The organism is Rhodocytophaga rosea, from assembly GCF_010119975.1.
Classification (GTDB): Bacteria; Bacteroidota; Bacteroidia; order Cytophagales; family 172606-1; genus Rhodocytophaga; species Rhodocytophaga rosea.
Window position 1 is genome coordinate 6,785,646 of the sequence record NZ_CP048222.1, and the last position, 24,611, is coordinate 6,810,256.

Genomic DNA, 24,611 nt, shown 5'->3' on the forward strand with positions numbered 1-24,611 from the left:
AGAATTAATATTGATCTCTCTTGTTTTTAGGGATATATTTGAGACAAATGAGGTAAGAATTCTATTCAGACTTATTATTGGTCCATGCTTTTTCATATAAAGCAGATTCCTATATTCTATTGCCAAATGCCGCTGATATACTGAATTTCAGTATATCAGCGGCATTTGGCTTTACATTGAGTTCAGATTATATGACATCTAGGGCTGCCAGAATAATGATTACCAGACCTACTGTAACGCCGATTGCACCCAGAGTATATAATAATCCGCCGTCGGTAATCAGAGATCCGATAATAATCAGAGCAAGGCCTAATACACCAATCAGAATACCAGTACGGATATCCGGGTCCAGAGCATTTGCTTTTTTATCCTTTCTGATATCAAATTTTTTGTGAGCTTTCTCCACTTTCTTAACTGCTGCCTTTAATGCCATTTTTACAAACGTAGACTTCGCTTTTTTTACAGCTTTTGTAGCTTGTACTGCGTTGGCCGTTTTAGATTGTTCCAGTTGAAGCTGTTTTGCCGTTTCATAGACTGAGGGTGGTGTAGAAGTAAGTCTGGATTGAGTAGAAGCAGCGGCTGGCTCATCAGTGATTTCAGTTGATGTAGCTGTTAACTCGTCATCATCCGAAAGTGTAGCCGATGAAAGCGTTGCTTCGGTAACTGGCATCTGTTGCGGGAGATCAGAAGTAGAAACCTGGGCAATTTTTGGCGAACTACAAGCCAGTTGAAAAAATAACACGGCTACTGCTCCGTATACAGAGAGTTGTTTAGATGAAGTAGGAAAATATTTCATACAATTAATAAGTGGGTTAGGTTAAATGGAAGTTTGCCTGAAAAATGTAGTAGGGCAAAGCCAGGCTTCATTGTCCTGCCTATCGTATGATATTATGAAGCTCCTTATAATATGGCAAGCAGCAGGAATATCAGACCAGCCAGTGAAGCAACCGAACCCAATACATAGAGTAAGGTGGTATTGCCAACCAAAACCAGAACCAAACCAGCCAGCAGTAGTATAATGCCTGCCACAAGATAGCGATTGTTGTTAATTTCCTGTTCTTGAGTAGTGCCGGTAATGTCTTTTTTCTGAAGTTTTTCTGCTTTCTTCACGATGCTTTTCATCATCATCCGGGCTGGCAAGGAAAGTTTTTTCTGTATCTGCCTTGCAGAAGAAGTTTTTTCCTGGGCTACTGGCATGGTTGTTTTTGCGACAGGTGCACGTACCAATTCCGCCGGATGAGCCAGTGTAGTCAAATCTATAGTAGATAGATCTGCCTGTGTGGAGGCACCCGCTGGCATATCTTCTGAATCGTTAGTTTCTACAGATATCTGCATCAATGATGGTTCCTGAGGTATAGGTTCCTCAGTCGTTGCTGTCATCTGCGCTTGTGCCAACTTAGTTTCTGTTTGTATTGCCAATCCGGCATCTGCAGCTGTTTGCAATCGGGAGGTTTGGCAGGATGGAAGCAGAAATATACTAAACAGGCTTACGATCAGGACGTAAGAGAGTATTGTGTAATTTTTCTTCATAGTTTAGGTATCGATTTGTGATCAATACTTATTTTACGGGCAAATGGTTGCACAGTTTAACTTACACTACTATTTATTTTACAGACTAGTGAGTGGCTATATATTTGAAAATGAGCGCTTAAGTACTATCCTGTATTTTCATATGTTCAGATATTCCCTATAGTTTGCAACCTACCATACACACAATTATTAATAGGTAGTATTTACTCCGGCTAACCAATAGAAATAGTATACCTGCTAATTTTCAATGGTTTATAATTGGAAGAGCTGGTTTGCATAAAAATTATTTCCGGGTTTAACAACTGTAATTGTATTTTTATATATTTACCCTCCCAAAGCTACAGACCCATGAAGCTCCGTTAAGTTTTTCCTCTCTTCTCTGCGGATCACCTGCATTCCGCTGACTGGCATAAGCTCCGGCTTGTTATGTGCTGCATCTAATTTCTATTACTCATACTCATTTGCTGTATTTATTACCTCTGGTGACAATTAACACCTGTACAACAGCAATTTTTCTATCAGTCATTTTTACAATCTTTTATTTATGGCACAATCGGTAAACCACTTAAATCTGAAAAAACTTTTTGGGTATTTTAAAACCGCCATTAAGGGAGAAGAAAAAGAATACACTTCTGGTAATATCAATAAAGCCATTTTTATGCTGGCCGTGCCCATGATCCTGGAAATGGTGATGGAATCGCTGTTTGCCGTGGTCGACGTATTTTTTGTAAGTCGTCTGGGGGTGAATGCAATCGCTACAGTGGGGCTCACAGAGTCGGTGCTTACCATAATTTATGCGGTGGCGATCGGTTTAAGTATGGCCGCTACAGCGATGGTAGCCAGGCGGACAGGTGAGAAAAATCCGGAAGCAGCCTCGGAGGCTGCTATTCAGGCATTGATCATTGCAGTAATAATCGGTTCTGTTATCGGGCTCACAGGTGTTATTTTCGCTGAAGATATTTTACGCCTGATGGGAGGCGCCCCTGAACTGATCAGTGAAGGTAAAGGCTATACCCGGATCATGCTGGGCAGTAATGTGATCATTATGTTGCTCTTTCTGAACAATGCTATTTTCAGGGGAGCCGGTGATGCTTCTATTGCCATGCGTTCATTATGGCTGGCCAATGCGCTTAACATTGTCTTATGTCCGGTGTTAATATTTGGATTAGGGCCTATTCCTGGTTTGGGTATTGAAGGGGCAGCATTGGCCACTACTATCGGCCGGGGAAGCGGCGTATTATACCAGTTCTATATGTTATTCAGCAAACGATCAGTAATCCAACTGAACCGATCAAACTTTAAATTTAATCCAGACCTGATTGGGAAAATGCTCAATGTTTCGGCAGGAGGAATGGGCCAGTTTCTGATCGAATCGGCCAGCTGGGTTTTTCTGGTACGTATCATTTCTGTGTTTGGCAGCGATGCCCTGGCAGGATATACCATCGCCATCCGGATCATTATTTTTACGATATTGCCTTCCTGGGGATTATCTAATGCAGCCGCTACCCTGGTGGGACAAAATCTGGGTGCCGGGCAACCAGAACGAGCAGAAACATCTGTCTGGCGGGCGGCATTTTATAATATGCTCTTTCTGGCTTTTATCTCGGTTGGTTTGTTTGTGTTTGCCGGGATCATTATTGAGATATTTACTACAGAAACCAATGTACAACAATACGGAATTCAGGGGTTGCGGTACATTTGTGCCGGATATATCTTTGCAGCCTATGGAATGGTCACCAGTCAGTCGTTTAATGGAGCTGGAGATACCAGAACACCTACGGTAATTAATCTGCTCTGTTACTGGGTACTCCAGATTCCACTGGCGTATCTGCTGGCTGTTACACTGGATTTGGGTCCGGCAGGGGTGTTTATTGCCATAGCTATAAGTTTTTCTATGCATGCCCTGGTGAGTATTGTCTGGTTCCGCCGGGGGAAATGGAAGCTGGTGGAAATTTAGTGGAAAATAGAGGTTGGAAGATAGAAATTGGAAGATGGAAGCCGGAAGCTGGAGGCCGGAAGTTAGAGTTTGGAAGGTGCATTCGGTAAATATCGAACACCGAACAAGGAATGTTGAATGATGACTTTTATTATTCAGCATTCCTTGTTATGCATTCAACATTCAAATAACAGGCCGGTGTAATCACCTGTTTACATTCAAATCTCTAACTTCCGGCCTCCAGCTTCCGGCTTCCAATTTTCAATTAAATATTGCTGCGTGAGCTTAGTAGATTCCTGTATTTATGTTTACATTTGTTATTACGATTCTAAAAAAGCCTTAATAAAACCGGATATATGAAATTTGTTGTCTCCTCTTCTGCTTTGCTCAAGCAACTATCGGCCATCAGTGGTGTAATTACTACCAATCCCATTGTTCCTATCCTGGAAAACTTTTTGTTTCAGATAAACGATGGTAAACTCACCATTACTGCCTCTGACCTGCAAACCTCTATTATTGCCGAAATGCCCATCGATACCAGGGACAACGGAAGTATTGCAGTGCCTGCAAAAATTCTGCTGGATACCTTAAAGGGACTGCCTGAACAACCGGTTACGTTCTCCATCGATGAAAATACCTATGGCATTGAGCTGATCTCTGATAACGGGCGCTATAAATTATCCGGTGAAAATGCAACAGATTTCCCAAGAATTCCAGCCGTAAACCGGGCCTATTCTCTGGAATTTCCTTCCGATGTATTAGGCAAAGCCATCAGCAATACCATTTTTGCTACCAGTGCCGATGAATTACGTCCGGCTATGACTGGCGTATATGTACATTTACAGGATGAGAATGCGACCTTTGTGGCTACAGATGGGCACCGCCTGATCCGTTACCGCCGGGATGACGCCGGTACCAATACTGATCTTTCGGTAATTATTCCCCGGAAAGCATTGAATTTACTCAAAACCTCGCTTCCTTCTGAACCAACAGCAGTAAAGACAGAATTCAGTTCGTCGAATGCTTTCTTTAGTTTTAATAATATCCGTATGATCTGTAGGCTGATCGACGAGCGTTTTCCGGATTATGAAAATGCTATTCCAAATAATAATCCCAATAAACTGACCATCAGCCGCCTCGAATTACTAAGTTCTCTGCGCCGGATTTCGATTTATGCCAACAGGGCTACTAATCAGGTAAGGCTTCGTATCGGGAAAAACGACCTGCACATCTCTGCCGAAGATTTAGATTTTTCAAATGAAGCCAATGAGCATCTGGCCTGTGAATATAAAGGAGAAGATATGGAAATTGGATTTAATGCCAGGTTCCTGATCGAAATGCTCAACAACTTAAGCTCTAAAACTGTAACTATTGAACTTTCTGCGCCGAACCGTGCCGGATTAATCACCCCACATGACCGTGAAGACAATGAAGATATATTGATGCTAGTAATGCCAGTGATGTTGAATAATTATGCGTAACACATTGTATTTGAAATAATTATTATAAATCCCTGGTTAGGAAAGCTGGCCAGGGATTTGTTTTTTCATGTGATGCCTTTAATTTAACCGAAATCTTTTTTAAGCTAAAACTTATTGATATGCTCTATAGTATATAATTCTATGTATGGGATACAAACTATGAAATACCTCGTTGTTACATTACTTTTTGTGTGCGTTACTGCAGCGGTAACTGCACAAACTGTGGGCGATGTAGTAACGAAAAGTGATACTTCCCGCAATGCATATATTAAAGATTTTCCACAACATTATATGTTCCGGATGTTTTTTGCCAACCGTAACTTTTCTTTTAATCTCAGAAGTAGGGTAGGCGAACGGCGCACCATTCATTACGCACCTAATGGGCAGAATTTTATTGGGTTCGGATTTTTTTATAAAAAAGCTGGATTAGAACTGGGAATTAAGCTGCCCGTTTCAAATAAACTCAACGAAAGGTATGGGAATACCAAATACATCGACCTTCAAACCAATTACTATGGAGATAAAATAGGGGCAGATCTGGCTTTTCAGCGCTACCGGGGATTTTATGTAAAAAACCCATTTGAAGCAGATTCAGCCTGGATACCCGGAAATAATTATCCGCAGCGGAGGGATATTACGACGCTGAATCTGGGAGCTAATGTGTATTATATTTTTAATAATAAAAAATTCTCTTACCGGGCTGCCTTTGCTCAAACTGAGCAGCAAACTAAAAGTGCCGGTTCTTTTGTGCTGATGGGTGCTGCTTCTCACCTGAGATTCAGAGGTGCAAATTCATTTATTCCCTCTTCTCAGTTAGTAGCTTTCGGCGAAAATACTAATTTCAGGCAGGGGAATTTCTATAGCCTGGCGATTTTACCGGGATATGCCCATACCTTTATTGTGGAAGAATTTTATTTGTCTTTATCGTTTCATATGGGCGTGGGCATACAGCATAAACATTACCTGATCAATGAACGGGTGTACGATGATCTGAATATCTCCCGCAAAAACAACATGCGTATTGCTGGTGGCTATTATGGAAAAAAATTCCTGGGTGGACTTTCTGTTATTATTGATAATACCCCTATTCAGATGCAGAATGTAGTGCTTTCGGCCTCCACATATAATGTGAAAATATTTGTAGGGTACCGTTTTCATTCCAAAAAGCTGGATACCCAGATGGAAAGGGTAAATAAGAAGGTAAAAGGGTACAAAAAAAGGTATTTGAAAAGATAAGTATTCACGCATATAAGCGTTTTAAAAGGTGCTAAGCACAATGCAATAAATCTTTAATATACTTATTCCTTATGCTGGTCTGAATCGTTTTAGCTCATGCCTTCCAGTAATTCTTCCCGGCTGGGGCGGTTTATTGATAAATTGTAAGCAATTCCTTCTACATCCAGAAAATCCATCACCTGCTGATAGCGGGATGATTCTACCTCAAAAATGTAATAGTTTTCGTAGGGTTCATTAAATAGTTCCACTTCCGTCAGTTCGGATAACTGTTGTAAACGCTGATAAGGCTTGTTGCCGATACCGGATTGTTTGATTGTAAAATACCACATGGCTTTTAATTTGATTTGCAGAATTATTTTCTGTAAATTTTATTTTTTAAAGTTTATAAATTTGGTAAACCTGGTAAATTCGCTAAATTTATTTAATTAAGCAAGAAAAACATGCGAAAATTTACTCTTTTTTAACATTCTTAAGTTTTATTCAATTTTTTGAAAATTTATTCGGCTTTTATTCTTTTTTTACTCTGAATTACTTCATAAATTTTAACTTCGTTTAACCTTAAATTATCAATTATGAAGATTATTAGATTACTTTCTACACTTTCCCTCGCAACGATGGTAAGTTTGTTTTCCTGTCAGAAAGAAGAGGAACAAGTAGCCACCAGTGATTCTGTTTCAGAGGAAACCCTAAGCAAAATTCACAAGATAGGTTTCAGCACCCAGAACGTACAACGCATTGATGAAGGTTACCTGATTGAAGGTGATATTGTCTTAACAGAAGCCGACCTGAACACCACACCTGATATTACCTTACTACGTGCCGGTACAGAAGAGCAATACCGTACCACTAATCTGGTAAAAAGCCTTCCCCGTAATATTACAGTAAGTATAAGCAGTAAGTTACCTTCTTCCTATGTAAAAGCTTTAGATGAAGCATTGGCAAGATATAATGCACAAAACTTAACTATAACATTTACGCAAGTTTCCAGTGGAGCAAATATCAGTATCGTAAGTGCTGGTGGTAATTTCCTGGCATCAGCTGGTTTTCCTACCTCTGGTGGAGCACCTTATGGGCAAATTAAAGTAAACTCCAGAGCAATCGGCAACCAGCCACAATCTACTGTAGCAACAATCCTGGCACATGAACTTGGACATTGTATTGGTTTCCGTCATACTGATTATATGAACAGAAGCTATAGCTGTGGTGGACAAGCAGTAAATGAAGGTGCTAGTTCGGTAGGAGCAATCCAGATTCCTGGTACACCTTCCGGCCCGGATGCAGGTTCCTGGATGCTATCTTGTATTGGTTCTGGTCAGAACAGGCCTTTTAATAATAATGATAGAACAGCCTTAAATTATTTGTATTAGTTCTCTAGTGATATTATTGTTGCTGATAAACCCGTATGCGTTTTAAACTCTTGCGGGTTTATCGTTTTAAAGAACTACAACTCTGGTTTTCAGTACCTCTCCGCTTGGGGTAAGAATATGTACAATATAAGTACCTCTGGGCAACTGATTAGTAGAAATCTCTTTAATTTCGCCAATTTCAGATATTGTTAACATCCGCTTGCCGGATAAATCAAAAAAGGTAACCTGGATCGCATCATTCTCGCTGACAGCAATGTTCAAAGGCTGGCCGTGCGTAACCGGATTTGGAAAGATCAGTACTTCTCTGGAACGGATATAATATACAGCGACCTCCTGGCTGTAATAGGTTTGATTGTTTACATTTTCCACCCGGATTCTGTACACATTTCTTCCCAAACCTGGAGCTGGGTCAGCCAGTTCATAGTTCAGATTTGTAACTGGTGAAATAGTCTGAATGGTTTTAAAAGCCCCATTCTCCCAACGTTCTACAAATAAGGTTTGCAGCCTGTACACTGAACTTAAAGCTAGATCAAGCAATACATTTTCTGTAACCAATTCTTTGGCAAGTAACGAACGGATGTAACAGCCTGGCCCCTGTATTCGGATATCCACTATATAACTCCGGCCGATAGGAAACGTATCTTTCCATGGAACAATGACAAAATATGGATTTTCTGTTTGTGCTTTCGTTAATAATACCAGCGTATCGTTCACTAGCATAAAAGGTTCCAGGTACTTTTCTCCCAATTGATATAACTGGTAATGAGTAGCTCCTTTCACCGCCGGCCACTGCAATAATACCTCGTTCTCACAATTATAACCCACTGCCAGATCCGGGATCTGTTCTACTGTAAATGTATCAGATAGTATTTCCTGGGTATCGAAGGTCAGCCGGAATTGTCCTTGGATTAAGCTGTCTGGAGGCATCCATTCGTAAAACGACTGGGAAAGATCAACCTGGCTGATAGTTTGCCACTCATTGCTGGATGTACTCCGGAAAGAAAGGGTAGCTTCAACAGGTAAGTCTTTCCATTGCCAGCGGATAAACATAGTTTTACCAGCTTGTATTTTTTCATGGGTTACAGGATATAACCATTCAAAATCTGGGTTCCATTCGTAAGCTAGGCTAAATTCCTGCAAACCGGAGGTAATATTGTATCCCTCTACTTGCACTGTATACTCTCCAGCCTCAGGATCTACGATAGAAATCTGTTCTATAGTATTGAGATGATCAGCACCTCTTTTAGCAGGCTGAAGCAGAGAATCCGGATGTGGAAAATGGTTCAATACCCAGGGTAGCCAGCTTTTGCCGGAAGGCTGATGAAAAACTTGAACCTCCAGATCGTTTACCAGGGCTTTGGCTGCATTAGGTTGTGCCTCTATATCATGCCAGGTGAGCGTAATTTTAAGCTCATGTATTCCGGCAGGCACTTGTATGGTAAATTGTTGTTTATCTCCATTAGTTATGGCACCCTGTTTAAATCGTTCTTCTTTTACGGTGCGAATGGCACCCAGTGCATCTGCCTGTCCAAAACCAGTTTCAAAATCGATTCCTGGCCTGCCTGCCTCATTGGCACTGTTGAGCAGGATCGCTTTTACCAGCGCAGCAGGAGGGAGGGTGCCATTTTTTTCCAGGTAGCTTTGCTGAACAAGTGCACTGATGCCCGAAACCATTGCCGCTGCTTCTGAAGTTCCTCCATCGCCATAGGCCACCAGTTCCGGTTTGATACGCCCATCATAGGCTGGTCCTCTGGAACTTAATTCTTCTAATTGCCCAGATGGATCAGTGCCACCTACACTCAAGGTATTTTTCGACATTTTAAACTGACCAGTCAGGTTGGCCACACCTGGAATCGTAGCATAATTGCCGATAGTGCTTGTACCAGTGCCTTCATTTCCGGATGAAAATACATGCAGAATCTGGGGAAACTGACGGGTTTGCTGGTCGTACGCATAGGCTTCCAGTCCATAATAATTTTCTATGGTTACGCCGTATGAGTGATTCTGAACACTTATTCCTCTTTGTTGCAACTGCTTCCCATCATCTGGAAGTAGGTTGCTGAAATCTGAGCTGGTAATACTGGCTTGCCAGGCTGTTCCTTTTCCATAGAATGAAGAATTTCCGCCACCCGCAATCAGTGTAGTCATGGTAGTAGCATGGGTGCTAATGGTTGAATTCTGCAACAAAGCAGGAATAATTCTGCCTCTAAAATCAATATCTGTCGTATCAAAAAGCCTTTCTTTCACTGATACTGTAATCCCTTTTCCATGGATCTGCGGAAATAAGCTATGAACACTGGTAATCGTATTTAAACTGAAGTCAGCCTTTTCTACCGAAAGTTCTTCTCTGGCTTTACGGTCAGATACGTCTATAAACATTACCCAGGGACAGGTAGCCAGCAACGCTATCTGGCTGGGTAACAATTGGGAAAATTCCAGTATATTTCTATGATGTACAAGTTGGGTGTATGATACGCCAGACAAAGATTCCGAAAGCCAGCTCTTAAATTGATCTTTATCTTTCACCAGTATGCGGAATTGCTGTTTTTCTGAACGATAAGCACGATCTATAAGCCCCGGCGCTATTTTATGATGAAAGGTTGAAGCATTTTCCTTTGTATGCTGCGCTTGTAGCCTAACAGGAATACAACTACAGCACAAGGCTAGTAGTATGTAATTAATTATCGATACAAGGACTTTATTCATGTACGTGCCTATCTGATTTCTACATAACGTTGCCAGCACTGCAGAGCTTATAAAAGCTCAATATAAGGCCGGAAGTTTTATTTTTTACCATCGGTAGCGAAGACTAAATTTTTTAAAAGAAAATCAGAAAGAATTGGTTACATTTACTTACTGTATACATTAAACAGATGCAGCTTTTCAACTAGTAATTTCTCCAAACTACAGCTTAGTTTTACTTTCTGTTTTTCAGAAAAAAATGTAAATTATCCAGATCAAGTCAAATCCATGTTTGTGAAAAACCTTTTACGCCTACTTATCTTAAGTTTGTGCTTTTCTACCGCATATGCACAGCAAAACAAAATCGACAGTCTGGAAAATATTTTGTCTAAAGCCGGCCCGGATACCACTCAGGTAATTGTACGTAATGATCTGGTAGCTCAGTACTGGAGCAGTAATCCTGAAAAAGTAAAGGAATATGCAGGAAAGGCATTAGCTCTGGCGCAGCAACTCAACTTCACCAATGGAATTGCACAAAGCCATATAAGTTTTGGTATTTATTACTGGTCGCAGGGCAAAAGCCAGGATGCTTTGACCCACTATGAGCAGGCACTTGCTTTGTTTCAACAAACTGGCAATAAAAAAGGCATTGCGAAAGCCTATTCGAATATTGGCCTGGTGAATAAAGACATGGCCAATTATCCGGTAGCGATAGAAAATTATACCAGATCGCTGAAAATGCTGGAGGAAGCAGGTGATAAAAAGGCATTGGCCAATACACTAAACAGTATGGGTGTATTATATAAAGATCAGCAACTCTATGACCAGGCACTTATGTATTATATGCAGGCGATAGATATGCTTCAAGGCCTCGATCCGAAAAGTTATGCCGGTGGCCTGAGTAATATTGGGAGTATTTACAAATTGAAAGGCGATTATACCAAAGCCATCGAGTATATAAATAAATCCCTGCAGTTATTCCTTGAAATGAATGACCCTAAGGGCAAGGCAATTTGTTCTAACAACCTGGGTGAGGTTTATGTAGGTTTAAAAGATTTTCAGCAGGCACAAACCTATTTTGAGCAGGCGTATGCGATCTCCAAGGAATTTGGCTTCAAAACCTCTGCTCTCTCTGCTCTCACTGGTTTAGGAACCATTAATATGGAAACAGGTAAATCGGCTAGAGCGGTTGAGCAATTTACCGAAGCGGCATCCATCGCTACAGCTCTCCGTTTGCGCCGGGATATGTTACTGGCTTACCAGGGACTAGCAAAAGCCTATGGAAGACTGGAGGACTATAAAAATGCATTTGCATACCAGAGTGAGTTTTTAGTGCTGAAAGATTCGTTGTTTAATGAGGAAAGCACCAAAAAAATTGCCCAGATTCAAGCAAGCTTTGAGACAGAAAAAAAACAAGCCCAGATTCAGCTTCTCGAAAAAGACAAGAAGTTTGAGCAACTGGTCCGGAATTCTATCGCTGCCGGATTGTTGGCAACCTTACTTATTGCTGGCTTGGTTGTAAGCCGACAGAGGCTGAAAATTAAGAACAACCATATGTTGATGGAGAAGAACAAGCAGGAATTTGAAGCCAGACAAGCCGAAACTACTGCTGAACTGGAAACTAGCCAGGAAAAGGAAAAAGAATTAAGGCAGGAACTGGATTTCAGAAACAAAGCCCTTACAACCCATACACTCAATATCATCCAGAAAAATGAGATTATGGAAGAACTCCGGGAATTAATTCAAGAAATTGTGCAGAATAACACCAATACCGGGAATATTAAATACAGCCGCTTAATCAAACTGATCGATTATAGTTTCAGCCTGGATAAAGACTGGGATGAGTTCCGCATGTATTTTGAACAGGTACATACCGAATTTTTCAAAAAACTTAAAGAAAAACACCCGGATTTAAGTCCAAGTGAGCTTCGTTTGTGTGCCCTGGTGAAATTAAATCTATCCATGAAAGAATCGGCTACCTTGCTTGGTATTTCGGTAGATTCCGTAAAAACAGCCCGTCACCGCTTGCGGAAAAAATTACAGCTCAACACCGAGCAAAGCCTGGAGGATTTTATTATGACTTTCGATCAGTCTAGCAAATCAATTGCCGCTAGTTTACAAGAGGCTTAATATTCAATCTATGAAGATTGATAGTTATTAGTAACATACTGCCAGTCAATAATACTTAGTATTAATAAGTCGTTAAGAAAAAGAAACTCGGTATGTACAACCAATGTTTTGTAATATTTCAAGCAACTGTCAGGTGAGTGTTTGAGCATATTCATAAGCATTAAAACCACTCATGCTTGATCATGCGCCATAAGTACTCAATCAGATTCAACTTTGAACAGCAATCAGGTAGTAATTGAAAATAAAAGTTTTGCTTTTATCAGTCTTGTATCTTTTGCTTGACGTTGGCACCTCTATGAACGGAGGCTCTATCCATGAACCTGTTATTTTTCTTTAAACTCTTTTAACAAAATCTTCTACATAGATCTAGATATATGCTGACTTGGCAATAGTAGCCTTCAAATTTGTTATCGGTTTGCATGAAGCCAGCCGCAGTTAAGCTGTTGTTGCAAATAAGCTCACTTGGCTACCTTTGGCTTGCCATCCTAAAGGCAGTATTAGGAATTTAAGTCAAAAATGTTCTCATTATAACAATATAAGTCTACTTCTGACTATACCCTTAGGTGCATGTTCCAAAATATAGATATATAAGCTAATCTATCCTTTTTCTGCTTGGGTAATCAGACTGGGAATTTGATTGGCAGAAACGTAATCTTTCAGAAATAATGCCCATTGCCGGTACATCTGCGGGTAATACATGGCTGTCCCAGGGATATAAGCGATGTTATTTTCTTTACAATACGCTGCCATATAACTTCCGGGCATCTGATGGTCAAATACGAGTTTACTGCCCTGTACAGCTTCCAGAAATCCTGTTGCCAGTTCCAGCGGCTGGTCAGTAATAGGAGTGGCATTCACAAACAGATCTTTCGGAGTTCCATCAAAAGGCGTTAGGTGGTATGCTGCATTCTTTTTAACAACTTCTTCCGGCCGCCTACCAGTAAGAAAAACTTCAATTCCCAGGGAAGTAAGCACATGATAGGCTACATTAAATACCCCGCCATAGCCGTAAATTAAAGCCGTGTTAATCTTCAGTTGCGATTGAGAAATTCCCTCCCTTATGGCTGTTTCAAACCCATGTGCATCGGTATTGTATCCGGTCAGAATATCTTTATCCCGGATTACTGTGTTTACAGAACCCACCAGCTGAGCGAAAGGGTCAAGGGAATCCAGATAGGGAATGATCTTCGCTTTAATGTCTTTGGAAATGGCTCCCCCAATGGCACCTAATCCTTTAATGGCTTGTGCAAAATGTTCAGGTTTGATCAATCCGTCTTCGGCATATGGAGTAATAGGAAGATAGGCAATGTCCAGTTGCAGGATATCCTGAAGTAAGCGCCGGTACCGTTCGATGGAAGAGGCTCTGCCGGAAGTGGAGATAATGTATTGAGTAGTTGCCGTGATTTTCATCTAAACTCTATTATATTATAAAAACAAAATGCCTGTCTGGAAAGTCATGCTGTCTGTGCAGATGCTTCCTCCTCCAGGGATGGAGAGGTCCTGCTTTCGCATCCGTCCCTCTATAAAACCCGCGCATGGTTGGTGCTGACCCAAAGTTTGTATTAGGTGACTCCTGCAAATGCTAGAAATGGAAAAAGGTAAGATATAAATTCGCTCCTACACATTTTGCCTGGCCAGGGTATCCGGAACTGCAACAGGCTGATTTTTAATAGCTATAGCTGTAATAAGGGCTGAAAATAGTAGAGAGGTTGCCATAAAAATATAAGAGGCCCCAAATCCACCGGTCGTACTATTTAAATAACCCACCAGATATGATCCGATAAAGGACCCAAGTGCGCCCATACTATTGATCAAAGCCATAGCGCCACCTGCTACATTGCGGGGTAAAAGTTCGGGAATAATAGCGAAAAAAGGCCCATAAGGGGCATACATGGCACTCCCTGCAACCACAAGCAGGATAAAGGACAGATAGAAACTGGTAGTACCCAGCAGGTACGATCCATAAAAGGCAACCGCACCCACCAGAAGAAAAGGCCAGACAAATGCTTTTCTGTTCAGGGTTTTATCTGAAAAATAAGAAGCCGTTAACATGGCTATGATCGCAAACAAATACGGGACAGAAGCTAACCAGCCGGTTTTAACGATGCTCATATCCGGCGCTGATTTAATGATAGAAGGAAGCCACATTACAAATCCATATACCCCTATGCTCCACAAGGCATACTGCAGGCTGAGTAAAATTACGGTTCTGGATTTGAAAGCCTGGGCATAATTTTTTACTGGCTTTATTCCTTTTTGCTCCTCCTGCAGGCTGTGTTCCAGTGCCTGCTTTTCTGGTTCTGTCAACCACCGGGATTCTTTTGGTTTATCTTCGACCAGCCTCCACCAGAAAAACGCCCATACCACTGCCGGTAATCCTTCCCAGATAAACATTCCTCTCCAGCCAACTGATTCTATCAAATACCCTGACAGAATTGACATCCAGAGCACAGTAGCCGGATTACCCAGTATTAAAAAGGTGTTGGCCCTGGAACGTTCTTTTTTGGTAAACCAGTTGCTGAGTAAAATAAGCATAGCCGGCATTACTGCACTTTCAACCACACCCAGCATAAACCGGATCACAATCAACACGTTTACATTACTTACCAGACCTGTAGCTGTAGCTAAAGCACCCCAGGAGATCAATGACCAGAAGATGAGCTTTTTGGCTGAGTACCTGGATGCATAATGGGCACCTGGAATCTGAAAGAAAAAGTAGCCCAGAAAGAAAAGGGAACTGAGCAGGGAAGAGGTAGCTGGCGTAATATTTAAATCCTGGGCCATGCCACTAGCTGCACCAAAGCCAAAATTTGCCCTGTCCAGGTAAGCCAGACTGTAGGTGATAAAAGCAATCGGTATGAGTCGGTACCAACGTTGTTGTGCTATATTTTTTTCCATTTCAAATCAACATAAAGTTTAGGTTATTATATGTAAAGTAACGGTGCTTGTTTTCAGAACGATACTTATGCATTGGCAAATTGCTTCTTTCTGGCCAGAACCAGGTAAAAGCCCAGTGCTGTCAGCGCAGATAAGATGCCTGTTGCCCACCATAGAAAAGTATATCCCAGATGGCTGATTGCCTTGGTACCTAAATAGGGTGCCAGAATAAAAGCGGTTGCATAAGCCAGGGAATAAAACCCCAGATACCTGCCTCTGTTGTGTGTACCTGCCCGGTTTACGGTATATGTCACCATAAAAGGCATAGCGAAAATCTCTGAAAATGTAAGCAATACCATAGATATAATCAGTATAAATGGGGAAGAAAATAGAGTAAGCAGCACAAAAGATACTCCACAGAGCAAGGTACCTAGTACAATTTGCCGCCACAAAAAGGGTTTATTTTCCAGCTGATGCACAATGATCATTTCAAACAGGAAAACCAGCAGGCCATTAAATCCTAATAACAATCCAATCTGTATTTCCGATAACTTATACACTTCCCGGTAGTATAAGGGAAGTGTAAAGAAAAACTGAAAGAAGGTAAGTGCATAACAGGTAACAAATAATAAGAACACCAAAAAGACGGTATCCTGATGAACGGATTGTTTTGGCAATGCCGATTCATTGTCTACTGAAACCTTTTTTTGCCTGGGAAGTTTACCAAAATAGAAAAAGAAGAAAATGCCGGCTGCCATACAAGTAAAACCATCAGCTACAAAAAGCCAGTAATAGGAAATAGAAGCCAGAATACCGCCTAAAGCAGGGCCAATGGAAAATCCCAGGTTGAGTGCCATCCGGTTTAAGGAAAAAGAACGGGTTACATTCTCTGGCCTGGCATATAAGGCCACAGAAGCAGCATTCGCAGGCCTGAGGCACTCCGAAACTACACTCAGTAAGAAGAAACCTCCCAGCAGCCAATAATAAGTAGAAACATGCGCCATCACCAGAAACAGACAGCCTCCCAGGCTCAGGCTCAACACCTGCACGACAAACGGGCTTAACCGGTCGGATAACCATCCGCCTAATATAGAGCCAGACATGGCTCCCATGCCAAAAGAAGTAAGAATGAGTCCGGCTTGTTCTACGGTAAAATGTAGAGAGTCGGTGAGATACACACTCAGAAAAGGCACCACCATGGAGCCGCTTCTGTTGATAAACATGACCAGGGCCAGCATCCAGGCCGGTGTAGACAAGCCTCCATAGGCATTGCGGTACAGATTGATCAGAAAAGTCATAGGCAGCGGATCAACAGAATCCCTGCAAAGGTATTAGCTTTCTGGTATGAGAAATAATTTCTGCTAATAAAACAAAGCGATAAATGATAAATAAAGGATGTTGTAATAAAGATGAATTTAGGTAATTCAGTAAGACTAATATATATGTCTGAAAATTCCTACCTGAGTTCTGTCTCTTCAGGGATATAAAAGGGAGTTGCACCTTTTTGAGTAGCAACAAATGCCCCGATTTTACAGGCTTTTTCCAGGGCTTCGGCTACCGGTTGGTGCCGGAGATAACTGCTTATGTAGGTTGCCAGAAAGGCATCTCCGCTTCCGATGGTGTCCTCTACATTTACTACAAATCCGCCATGTTCAGCATAGCCATCCCGGCTTAAAATAGCTGCACCGTTCTCGCCTCTGGTTACAATAAGTGTTTCCCAGTTAAACAGGGTTTTAAGGTATTCCATGGCTTGTTTTTCCGGCAGCTGTTTGCCATGCCATTTTACAATTTCTGCCAGTTCGAGGTGGTTCATCTTTACAATGTTGGCCTGTTGCAGGAATAACTGGGTGCGTTCGGGCGTATAATGAGGTGGCCGCAGGTTTACATCGAACACCTTAAAAGGAGCTACTGCCAGATATTTTAATAAAGTTTCCTGGGAAACAGCATGTCTGGCTGCCAGACTACCAAATACAAATACATCGCTCTGCTTCACCAAAGCCGCAACTTCTTCCTGATAAGTTATAAAATCCCAGGCAACTGGCGCTACAATATCATAGGTTACATGCGTTCTGTCAGATACATTGGCCTGTACAATGCCAGTCTGGTACTTGGAATCTGTTTGTATCCACTGGGTGGAAATACCTTTTTCCTGCAAAAACGTTAACAATTGTTTGCCAGGTTCATCATTGCCAACCCGGCTGATAACAACTGGCAAAAGTCCGTTATATGTCAGGTGAATACCTACATTCATAGGGGCTCCTCCTGGCATTGCTCCATCTGGCAGCATGTCAAAAAGGGTTTCTCCAAAACAGATGATTTGTTTGCTCATATTCTAGGAGGTTAGAAGTTGGAAGATTGAAATTGGAGAGTAGAAACTAGCGTAGAAATTATAAACAGAAACTAGCCTCATTCTATTTTCCAGCTGCTGACTCCCATCTTCAATTTTTCAATGCACCACTACATTTTTACCTATTTCTTCCAGAGAAGTGCCTTTGGTTTCGGGCATAATGCGCCACACAAATAACAGTTGCAAAACCATCATCAGGCAGAAAAACAGAAAGGTATTGCCTCCACCCAGCGTTTCAGCCAGGTAGGGAAATGTAAAGGCAATCACAGTAGCCATAAACCAATGGGTAAAACTGCCAAGTGCCTGCCCGGAAGCCCGTACTTCATTAGGGAATATTTCAGAAATAAATACCCAGATGACAGCGCCCTGAGAGAAAGCAAAAAAGGCAATGTAGAGAAACAGATATACCGGAACAGCAATGCCTCCCAGATCGTTGGCATAAAAAGCTCTGGCGACCAGACCCAGTGTGATGATTAAACCTACTGATCCTACAAACATAAGGGTGCGGCGGCCATACTTATCAATCAGATTCATGCCAATTAACGTGAAAATAAAGTTTACCAGACCAATTCCAGCCGAAGAAAGCAAGGCAGAACTTTTCTCTAAATCTGCCATTTCAAAGATCCGGGGCGCATAATAAATAATGGCATTGATACCAGATACCTGATTAAACACAGCAAACAGTACTGCCAGCATCACCGGTGTACGGTATTGTTTAGAGAACAAGGAAGCATGATGGCTGATCGAAGTTGTTTTTCCGGAACTGATAATATCAGCCACCATCTGGTCCACATCTGTACCGGGAGGATTAGCCGCTTTCAATGTTGCTGTGGCATTTTCAGTTTGCCCCTTTTTGAGGATCAGCCACCTGGGGCTTTCCGGAACAAAAAACAAGGCTATCATAAAGGCGATTGCCGGAAAAGCCTCTACGCCCAGCATCCAGCGCCAGTCGTTCTCACTGGTTCCGGCCAGTAAATAATTAGACAAATAGGAAACCAGGATACCAAATACCACATTAAACTGGAAAAGAGCTACTAATTTTCCCCTGGAATGGGCCGGAGATATTTCGGTAATATACAAAGGAGCGGCAACCGACGAAGCACCTACCCCAAAGCCTCCGATCAGCCTGAATACCATAAAAACAATCCAGTCGGTGGCAACGGCAGAGCCAATGGCTGACACCAGATATAAGATAGCGATCCAGAACAAGGTTTTCTTCCTACCTAAACTATCAGAAGGGATACCACCAAATAAAGCGCCAACTACGGTGCCGATTAGTGCGCTTGAAATAGCTAATCCGTGCTCGAACGCATTGAGTTGCCAGAGTTTCTGGATGGATTTTTCAGCTCCGGAAATTACGGCGGTATCAAAGCCAAACAAGAATCCGCCCAGTGCCACCACAATTGACCAGAAAAATACTCTGTTCTGCATACACAAAAGGTTTAATAGATTTCTTACCAGATTTCAATATTATCTTAATATAGTAGAAAATCCAGCAAAACGCCTTTTTAATTTTATGCTAAAGCAATGGCTTGAAACAATGCCCGTATACGCTGTTCTGGTTTGCTACGTATTGCAAATGTTGATAAGCATACACCAGGTCAGCGTAGCTTGAATGATCAGAAAAAATGGATTTGCATCAACTCGGTAAGTGCTTGTATGAAATACGTGTTAACATACTAAAGCCTCAAAATATTGATAGTACATGGATTGACAATTATCCAATCATCTAAAACCAGCCGGAACGTTTGAAATGGATATACAAGCCCAGACACAAACCAAAGGCAAGTGTCAAAACCACCGGATAGCCATAGCGCCAGTTGAGTTCCGGCATCCACTGGAAATTCATGCCATAAATACCAGCTACCATGGTAGGAATGGCAAAAATAGCCGCCCAGCCGCCAAAGCGTTTCATAACCTCATTCTGGGTTTTCATTACTTCATTTTGCGTAATGGAAATGAGTGAAAAATTAGCTTCCAGAGCAGTAGTGAGCAATTCCCGCAAGGTGTCTACCATTTCATTGATGCGGATCGTATGATCATATACATCCCGGAAATAAGGCCTGGTATCAGGCGGCAATACTTCCAGGTCAAAGCGCATGAGGCGGTTACAAATGTCGATAAGAGGAGAGATAGCCCGTTTTACTTCCAGCAATTCCCGTTTGAGCCCGTAAATTCTGGCAGTAGTTTCACGGCTGAAACTTTCTCCGAAAATCACTTCTTCCAAGGCTTGTAACTGATGTTCCAGCGCATCTACCACCGGAAAATACTGGTCTACAATGGCATCCATCAGGGCATACAAGGCAAAACCAGGACCTTTCTTTAGAAGGTGAGGAGTAGATTCGCAGCGCATCCGCACATCAGTATAGGGCAGAGAAGAGCCATGTCGGACGGTAACAATATAATGCAGGCCCACAAAAAAGTGTGTTTCTCCAAACTCAATTTTATTCTCTTTTCCATTCATCTGTACCGTTCGCAATACAATGAACAGCGATTCCCCATATACTTCAATTTTTGGACGCTGGTGAGCCCGGTGGGCATCCTCTATGGCGAGGTCATGCAATCCGAAGGCTGCTTGTACCTGTTCGAGCAAATCTTCATCTGGTTCGTGCAGGCCAATCCACACAAAACGGCCTGGCCGCTGAAGTACTTCGCAGATGTCTGCAATATCTACAGCCTGCTCCCGTTGTCCGCCGGCATATGCCACACAATTAATCACTGCACTCATGGGGTAGGGGTTTTGGTTATTTATGGCTCAACCAGTAAACTGTCGACTTATCTGAAATTATTACAAGATAAAGATTCGCTGGTGATATTTTAAGGAATCTATCTGACTTATTCGCAATTTTTAGATGGGCACCAGACACAAATCTCCTGTAAAAATTGTACCTTAAACCATGAAAACGAAACGCCGCCAATTTCTCTCTCTTCTTTCTGCGCTGCCCATTCTGGGTTTCCTGCCAGCCCGCATGAAAGAACCCCGATTGCCGCTTACACCCGCCTGTGATGATGGCGATGAACCTACACCCTCGCAAACAGAAGGGCCGTATTTTAAAACTGAATCTCCTGAACGCAGCATCCTGCTGGAGAAAGGAATGGCAGGCACTACGCTGGTTCTTAAAGGACAGGTACTCAATACCCGTTGCCAGCCGGTAGCCCGTGCCTTGCTCGACTGGTGGCATTGCGATGATGCCGGAAATTATGATAATTCGGGGTATACGCTCCGCGGCCATCAATATACGGATGCGCAAGGAAAATTCCAGCTTGAAACCATTGTGCCAGGCATTTATACCGGACGTACCCGTCATATCCATGTAAAAGTACAAGCTCCGGGAAAATCTGTGCTCACGACCCAGCTTTACTTTCCAGATGAATCGAAAAATGGCCGTGACCGGATTTTTAATAAAGCCCTGCTGATTGAGATGAGAAAGGAAAAGGAAGCGAATGCTGTATTAGGTGGATATAACTTTGTGGTGAAGGCCTGAGGTTGGAGTCGGTGTATGTAGTTAGTTGACAGATTATAAAAACTAATATGCTATGTGCTATTGTGTATATGTTGGGTCTAATCAAACATTGCCTTTAATTGAACAAGGCCCTTATTCCCGTGCGTTTTATGTTACCCCGGTAAGGGAAGATGAAAAGGAAGTAGAAGGTCATTTTACCAAAAAGCATGTCTACTATCTGGGATCTTATACTGGCTGTTCCTGCGGCTTTAATTATAACCCCAACGCTACGCCACTTGCGCCTCCTGGGGTTGAACCTATAGAGAGTATTTACGCCTTGCTTAGTTACTTGAAAGAAGCTTTAGAATATGAACATGATATTGAGTTTTATACGTGTTGGGCTGGCAATCAAGCCCAGTTGCCTGATCAAAGGGTAGCAGTAGCCATCGAGGAAATAACAGATATAAGCGATGGTTTTTATCTGGATGAAAATATTTTTGTTACTATAACCAAATAGAATGTAACTGACAATAATTGCTACACAAACCGTATTATAAGCCTACACGTACATATTCAGAAAATAATCTTATTATAATAAGGCATAGCGCTACGGCATGTAGGGTAAATTTTCCTCCTGTCGCATAACTATAATTATTTCATTCGTATATTGTGATTTTTAAATATTCTTCAAATTCTCTTCAAAATATCTTTGCAACTTGAGAGTTTGAATCTTCGCTTATGAAATACTTTTTTACTCTTGCTTTTCTTCTTCTGACAACTTTTTGCCTTTTTGCTCAGAACAATGCATCATTTTTAATTAAAGGGACTTTACATGACGAGGAAAAAAATCCTGTTTCCTATGCCAACGTGGCTTTGTATGTAGTGAAAGATTCCAGTCTGGTGACCGGAGCTGTGTCCGGCGATGATGGCAAGTTTGAGATCAGTGCCAAACCAGGAAGCTATTATATCAAAATCACATTCCTGTCATTTGAGGAAAAGAAGATTACTGGGATAAAGGTGGTGGATAAAGAAGTAAACCTGGGAACGGTGGTGCTGAAAAATAGTGCCAAAACTCTGGAGGAAGTAGTAGTGCAAGGAGAGAAGAGTCAGATGGAACTAGCTCTGGATAAAAAAGTATTCAATGTAGGCAAAGACCTGGCCAATGCAGGCGGAACCGCAACGGATATTCTCCGGAATGTACCCTCGGTGGCTGTGGATGTAGAAGGAAATGTGAGTTTGCGGGGGAGTGGAAATGTGCGGATTCTGATCGATGGCAAACCTTCCGGACTGGTAAGTATACGCGGAGGAAGTGGCTTACAGCAATTGCAAGGCAGCCAGATCGAACGGGTAGAAATTATTACCAATCCATCCGCCCGCTATGAAGCGGAAGGCATGTCGGGGATCATTAATATTGTACTTAAAAAAGAGCGAAAGGAAGGATTTAATGGTTCTTTCGACCTGATCGCTGGTCATCCGGCCAATTATGGTGCGGCCGCCAGTATCAATTACCGCAAAAAGAATCTGAACTTCTTTGTAAATTATACGGGCTCCTACCGCAATACCCCAGGACGGAATTCCCTGTACCAGGAGTTATACCGCAATGATAGTACGTTTCTTAGCCGCCAGACTTTTAACAGCCGCTTGAATGGCATGTACAATACTGCCCGGGCCGGTATTGATTATTATTTTAATGATAAAAATATTCTGACTGGTTCCTATACCTGGCGTATCAGCAAAGGAAAACGGTATTCCGACATCCAGTACCGAGATTATATTTCAACGCTTGATAACCTGCAGGGGGTTGTAAACCGGACACAGGACGAAACAGAAACAGAACCTAACTCCGAATACGCCCTGACGTACAAGCGTTCTTTCAGCCGCAAAGGCCATGAACTAACCGCTGATCTGCGCTTTTTGGATAACTGGGAAAAATCAGATCAGTATTTTACTGAAAAAGCCTATCTGCCTGATGGAAGTCCTTCCGGCGTAGCTGATCTCTTGCAACGCTCGCTGAATGATGAAACAGAAAAGCAGTTGTTATTGCAAATAGATTATGTGCATCCCTTTGGCAAGGAAGGAAAACTGGAGGCAGGCTTACGGAGCAGTTCCCGGGATATGACCAATAACTTTTCGGTGACGGAAGAGATAGAAGGCGGTAACTGGCGCCCATTGGATAGCCTCACCAATAACTTCCTGTATGAAGAAAATATTCATGCCTTGTATGGAATTCTGGGCAATAAAACCGGTAAATTCTCTTACCAAGTGGGTTTACGGGCCGAATGGACGGATGTAACAACTACCCTGAAACAGACGGACGAAGTGAATCCACGTGATTATAGAAATCTGTTTCCCAGTGTACACCTCACTTACGATCTGCCTAAGCAACATGCCTTGCAGCTGAGCTACAGCCGCCGGGTTCGCCGTCCGCAGTACAACGATCTGAGCCCCTTTATGACCTTTAGTGACCGGCGGAATTTCTTTAGCGGTAATCCTGACCTAAACCCTGAGTTTTCAGATTCCTATGAAATCGGCCATATTAAATACTTAGAAAAAGGTTCTATCACCACTTCTTTGTATTACCGTTATACCACCGGCAAAATCATCCGCATCCGACGGGTAAATCCGGAAACCGGTTTTTCTACCACCTTGCCTGAGAACCTGGCCACTGAAAATTCATTTGGGGCTGAGATCACCAGCTCTTATAATCCCTTCAACTGGTGGAAAATGGATGGCAGTGTAAACTTTTTTCGGGCCATTACAGATGGTGGAAACCTGGATGACTCTTTTCAGAGCGATACCTATAGCTGGTTTTCCAGGTTGAATTCCCGTTTTACTTTCTGGAAAGGCACTGATTTTCAGGCCAGAGGTAATTATGAAGCGCCTCAACTCACACCGCAAGGCAAACGCAAAGCTATTGCTACCCTGGATTTAGCAGCAAGCAAAGATATTTTTAAAGGCAAGGGCACCCTCACCCTTAATGTAATTGATGTGTTTAATTCCCGTCGTTTCCGGACAATTACCAAGGGAGAGAACTTTTACACTGAAGGGAACTCACAAGGGCGATTGCGCCAGATCAACCTCACTTTAAATTACCGCTTACACCAGGCTAAAAAGAAAGAAAAACCATTGGGAGACGGAGATTTTTAATCAGTTCTTTCCAGGCTTGCGTTTTCATAGTTCAAAGGCCTTTTCTGCGTTTGGCATACCTCCTTTTTCCGGATAAATGTTGTCTTGCTATTCCTCTTAAGATGGGCGAAAAGCCATTTTTAATCGTTTAAGCAATGCAAAAAAGAGCTTATCCTAAGACTTATCTGAGATTTTTTTGACTGTAGTATGAAAATTTTGTTATCTGCATAAGTTAAATTTATTAAATATTTATTACATGTGATATATTTTATAACATCATGAATAAAAAACATTGAAAAACAACTTCACTATTCTAAAATGGACTGTTTGTGCTTTATATAAATATTTGTTATTAATGAATTTTTGACAAATTTATTGATAATGACTTATAAAACTGCATGGTATTGTATAAATATTACATGCCTAACATTCTCCTCAAATTGCCCATCCATTTAC

The 24,611-nt window shown here is 41.9% G+C and carries 18 protein-coding genes; 8 read left to right on the forward strand and 10 right to left on the reverse strand.

Annotated features, from left to right (window positions below; genetic code table 11):
• Positions 1 to 187: 187 nt before the first annotated feature.
• Together GXP67_RS28015 and GXP67_RS28020 are read right to left on the reverse strand one after the other, a co-directional pair.
• The gene (locus GXP67_RS28015; protein ID WP_162446190.1) at positions 188 to 796 is read right to left on the reverse strand and encodes a DUF2207 domain-containing protein; all 609 of its coding nucleotides are present in this window, start codon (positions 794 to 796) and stop codon (positions 188 to 190) included.
• A gap of 104 nt (positions 797 to 900) precedes the next feature.
• The gene (locus GXP67_RS28020; RefSeq protein WP_162446191.1) at positions 901 to 1,530 is read right to left on the reverse strand and encodes a hypothetical protein; all 630 of its coding nucleotides are present in this window, start codon (positions 1,528 to 1,530) and stop codon (positions 901 to 903) included.
• A 544-nt stretch (positions 1,531 to 2,074) separates the two neighbouring features.
• Here GXP67_RS28020 and GXP67_RS28025 point away from each other — a divergent pair.
• The 3 genes from GXP67_RS28025 to GXP67_RS28035 all read left to right on the forward strand — a co-directional run bounded on the left by GXP67_RS28025 (position 2,075) and on the right by GXP67_RS28035 (position 6,183).
• Positions 2,075 to 3,487: an MATE family efflux transporter gene (locus GXP67_RS28025; protein WP_162446192.1), complete on the forward strand. Its 1,413-nt coding sequence runs from the start codon at positions 2,075 to 2,077 to the stop codon at positions 3,485 to 3,487.
• Between the two features lie 335 nt (positions 3,488 to 3,822).
• Positions 3,823 to 4,947 (forward strand): DNA polymerase III subunit beta, encoded by a 1,125-nt coding sequence (gene dnaN, locus GXP67_RS28030; RefSeq protein WP_162446193.1) that lies wholly within the window; start codon positions 3,823 to 3,825, stop codon positions 4,945 to 4,947.
• Between the two features lie 159 nt (positions 4,948 to 5,106).
• Entirely contained in the window at positions 5,107 to 6,183 is a 1,077-nt protein-coding gene (locus GXP67_RS28035) for a DUF4421 family protein (RefSeq protein WP_162446194.1), read from the forward strand.
• An 89-nt stretch (positions 6,184 to 6,272) separates the two neighbouring features.
• On the opposite strand, the gene GXP67_RS28040 is transcribed toward GXP67_RS28035, so the two are convergent.
• Positions 6,273 to 6,512, reverse strand: a complete 240-nt coding sequence (locus tag GXP67_RS28040; RefSeq protein ID WP_162446195.1) for a hypothetical protein — start codon at positions 6,510 to 6,512, stop codon at positions 6,273 to 6,275.
• A 243-nt stretch (positions 6,513 to 6,755) separates the two neighbouring features.
• Between GXP67_RS28040 and GXP67_RS28045 the strand changes: the two genes are divergently transcribed.
• Complete coding sequence (locus GXP67_RS28045) at positions 6,756 to 7,550, forward strand: M57 family metalloprotease (protein WP_162446196.1); 795 nt, start codon at positions 6,756 to 6,758, stop codon at positions 7,548 to 7,550.
• 66 nt (positions 7,551 to 7,616) lie between these two features.
• On the opposite strand, the gene GXP67_RS28050 is transcribed toward GXP67_RS28045, so the two are convergent.
• A complete protein-coding gene (locus GXP67_RS28050) occupies positions 7,617 to 10,256 on the reverse strand; it encodes a S8 family serine peptidase (protein WP_162446197.1) in 2,640 nt (879 codons plus the stop codon).
• 270 nt (positions 10,257 to 10,526) lie between these two features.
• On the opposite strand from GXP67_RS28050, the gene GXP67_RS28055 reads away from it, so the two are divergent.
• Entirely contained in the window at positions 10,527 to 12,362 is a 1,836-nt protein-coding gene (locus tag GXP67_RS28055; protein ID WP_162446198.1) for a tetratricopeptide repeat protein, read from the forward strand.
• Between the two features lie 597 nt (positions 12,363 to 12,959).
• Here GXP67_RS28055 and GXP67_RS28060 read toward each other — a convergent pair.
• From GXP67_RS28060 to corA, 6 genes are all read right to left on the reverse strand, one after another.
• Positions 12,960 to 13,772 (reverse strand): shikimate dehydrogenase, encoded by an 813-nt coding sequence (locus GXP67_RS28060; protein WP_162446199.1) that lies wholly within the window; start codon positions 13,770 to 13,772, stop codon positions 12,960 to 12,962.
• Between the two features lie 207 nt (positions 13,773 to 13,979).
• Complete coding sequence (locus GXP67_RS28065) at positions 13,980 to 15,260, reverse strand: MFS transporter (RefSeq protein ID WP_162446200.1); 1,281 nt, start codon at positions 15,258 to 15,260, stop codon at positions 13,980 to 13,982.
• 65 nt (positions 15,261 to 15,325) lie between these two features.
• Positions 15,326 to 16,537, reverse strand: a complete 1,212-nt coding sequence (locus GXP67_RS28070; RefSeq protein ID WP_162446201.1) for an MFS transporter — start codon at positions 16,535 to 16,537, stop codon at positions 15,326 to 15,328.
• 158 nt (positions 16,538 to 16,695) lie between these two features.
• Positions 16,696 to 17,568, reverse strand: coding sequence for a carbohydrate kinase family protein (locus tag GXP67_RS28075; RefSeq protein ID WP_162446202.1), 873 nt, complete (start codon positions 17,566 to 17,568; stop codon positions 16,696 to 16,698).
• Positions 17,569 to 17,685: 117 nt separating this feature from the next.
• A complete protein-coding gene (locus GXP67_RS28080) occupies positions 17,686 to 19,017 on the reverse strand; it encodes a sugar porter family MFS transporter (RefSeq protein ID WP_394351947.1) in 1,332 nt (443 codons plus the stop codon).
• Between the two features lie 298 nt (positions 19,018 to 19,315).
• Entirely contained in the window at positions 19,316 to 20,314 is a 999-nt protein-coding gene (gene corA, locus GXP67_RS28085; protein ID WP_162446204.1) for a magnesium/cobalt transporter CorA, read from the reverse strand.
• Positions 20,315 to 20,483: 169 nt separating this feature from the next.
• Between corA and GXP67_RS28090 the strand changes: the two genes are divergently transcribed.
• The 3 genes from GXP67_RS28090 to GXP67_RS28100 all read left to right on the forward strand — a co-directional run bounded on the left by GXP67_RS28090 (position 20,484) and on the right by GXP67_RS28100 (position 24,176).
• Positions 20,484 to 21,071, forward strand: coding sequence for a dioxygenase family protein (locus GXP67_RS28090; RefSeq protein WP_162446205.1), 588 nt, complete (start codon positions 20,484 to 20,486; stop codon positions 21,069 to 21,071).
• A 52-nt stretch (positions 21,072 to 21,123) separates the two neighbouring features.
• The gene (locus GXP67_RS28095) at positions 21,124 to 21,546 is read left to right on the forward strand and encodes a hypothetical protein (RefSeq protein ID WP_162446206.1); all 423 of its coding nucleotides are present in this window, start codon (positions 21,124 to 21,126) and stop codon (positions 21,544 to 21,546) included.
• Positions 21,547 to 21,767: 221 nt separating this feature from the next.
• A complete protein-coding gene (locus GXP67_RS28100) occupies positions 21,768 to 24,176 on the forward strand; it encodes a TonB-dependent receptor (RefSeq protein ID WP_162446207.1) in 2,409 nt (802 codons plus the stop codon).
• Positions 24,177 to 24,611: the final 435 nt, after the last annotated feature.

Bases quoted from the DNA above. Each gene is read 5' to 3' on its own strand.
- GXP67_RS28015 (WP_162446190.1), bottom strand. From the start codon at position 796: ATGAAATATTTTCCTACTTCATCTAAACAACTCTCTGTATACGGAGCA.
- GXP67_RS28020 (WP_162446191.1), bottom strand. From the start codon at position 1,530: ATGAAGAAAAATTACACAATACTCTCTTACGTCCTGATCGTAAGCCTG.
- GXP67_RS28025 (WP_162446192.1), top strand. From the start codon at position 2,075: ATGGCACAATCGGTAAACCACTTAAATCTGAAAAAACTTTTTGGGTAT.
- dnaN (WP_162446193.1), top strand. From the start codon at position 3,823: ATGAAATTTGTTGTCTCCTCTTCTGCTTTGCTCAAGCAACTATCGGCC.
- GXP67_RS28035 (WP_162446194.1), top strand. From the start codon at position 5,107: ATGAAATACCTCGTTGTTACATTACTTTTTGTGTGCGTTACTGCAGCG.
- GXP67_RS28040 (WP_162446195.1), bottom strand. From the start codon at position 6,512: ATGTGGTATTTTACAATCAAACAATCCGGTATCGGCAACAAGCCTTAT.
- GXP67_RS28045 (WP_162446196.1), top strand. From the start codon at position 6,756: ATGAAGATTATTAGATTACTTTCTACACTTTCCCTCGCAACGATGGTA.
- GXP67_RS28050 (WP_162446197.1), bottom strand. From the start codon at position 10,256: ATGAATAAAGTCCTTGTATCGATAATTAATTACATACTACTAGCCTTG.
- GXP67_RS28060 (WP_162446199.1), bottom strand. From the start codon at position 13,772: ATGAAAATCACGGCAACTACTCAATACATTATCTCCACTTCCGGCAGA.
- GXP67_RS28065 (WP_162446200.1), bottom strand. From the start codon at position 15,260: ATGGAAAAAAATATAGCACAACAACGTTGGTACCGACTCATACCGATT.
- GXP67_RS28070 (WP_162446201.1), bottom strand. From the start codon at position 16,537: ATGACTTTTCTGATCAATCTGTACCGCAATGCCTATGGAGGCTTGTCT.
- GXP67_RS28075 (WP_162446202.1), bottom strand. From the start codon at position 17,568: ATGAGCAAACAAATCATCTGTTTTGGAGAAACCCTTTTTGACATGCTG.
- GXP67_RS28080 (WP_394351947.1), bottom strand. From the start codon at position 19,017: ATGCAGAACAGAGTATTTTTCTGGTCAATTGTGGTGGCACTGGGCGGA.
- corA (WP_162446204.1), bottom strand. From the start codon at position 20,314: ATGAGTGCAGTGATTAATTGTGTGGCATATGCCGGCGGACAACGGGAG.
- GXP67_RS28090 (WP_162446205.1), top strand. From the start codon at position 20,484: ATGAAAACGAAACGCCGCCAATTTCTCTCTCTTCTTTCTGCGCTGCCC.
- GXP67_RS28095 (WP_162446206.1), top strand. From the start codon at position 21,124: ATGTGCTATTGTGTATATGTTGGGTCTAATCAAACATTGCCTTTAATT.
- GXP67_RS28100 (WP_162446207.1), top strand. From the start codon at position 21,768: ATGAAATACTTTTTTACTCTTGCTTTTCTTCTTCTGACAACTTTTTGC.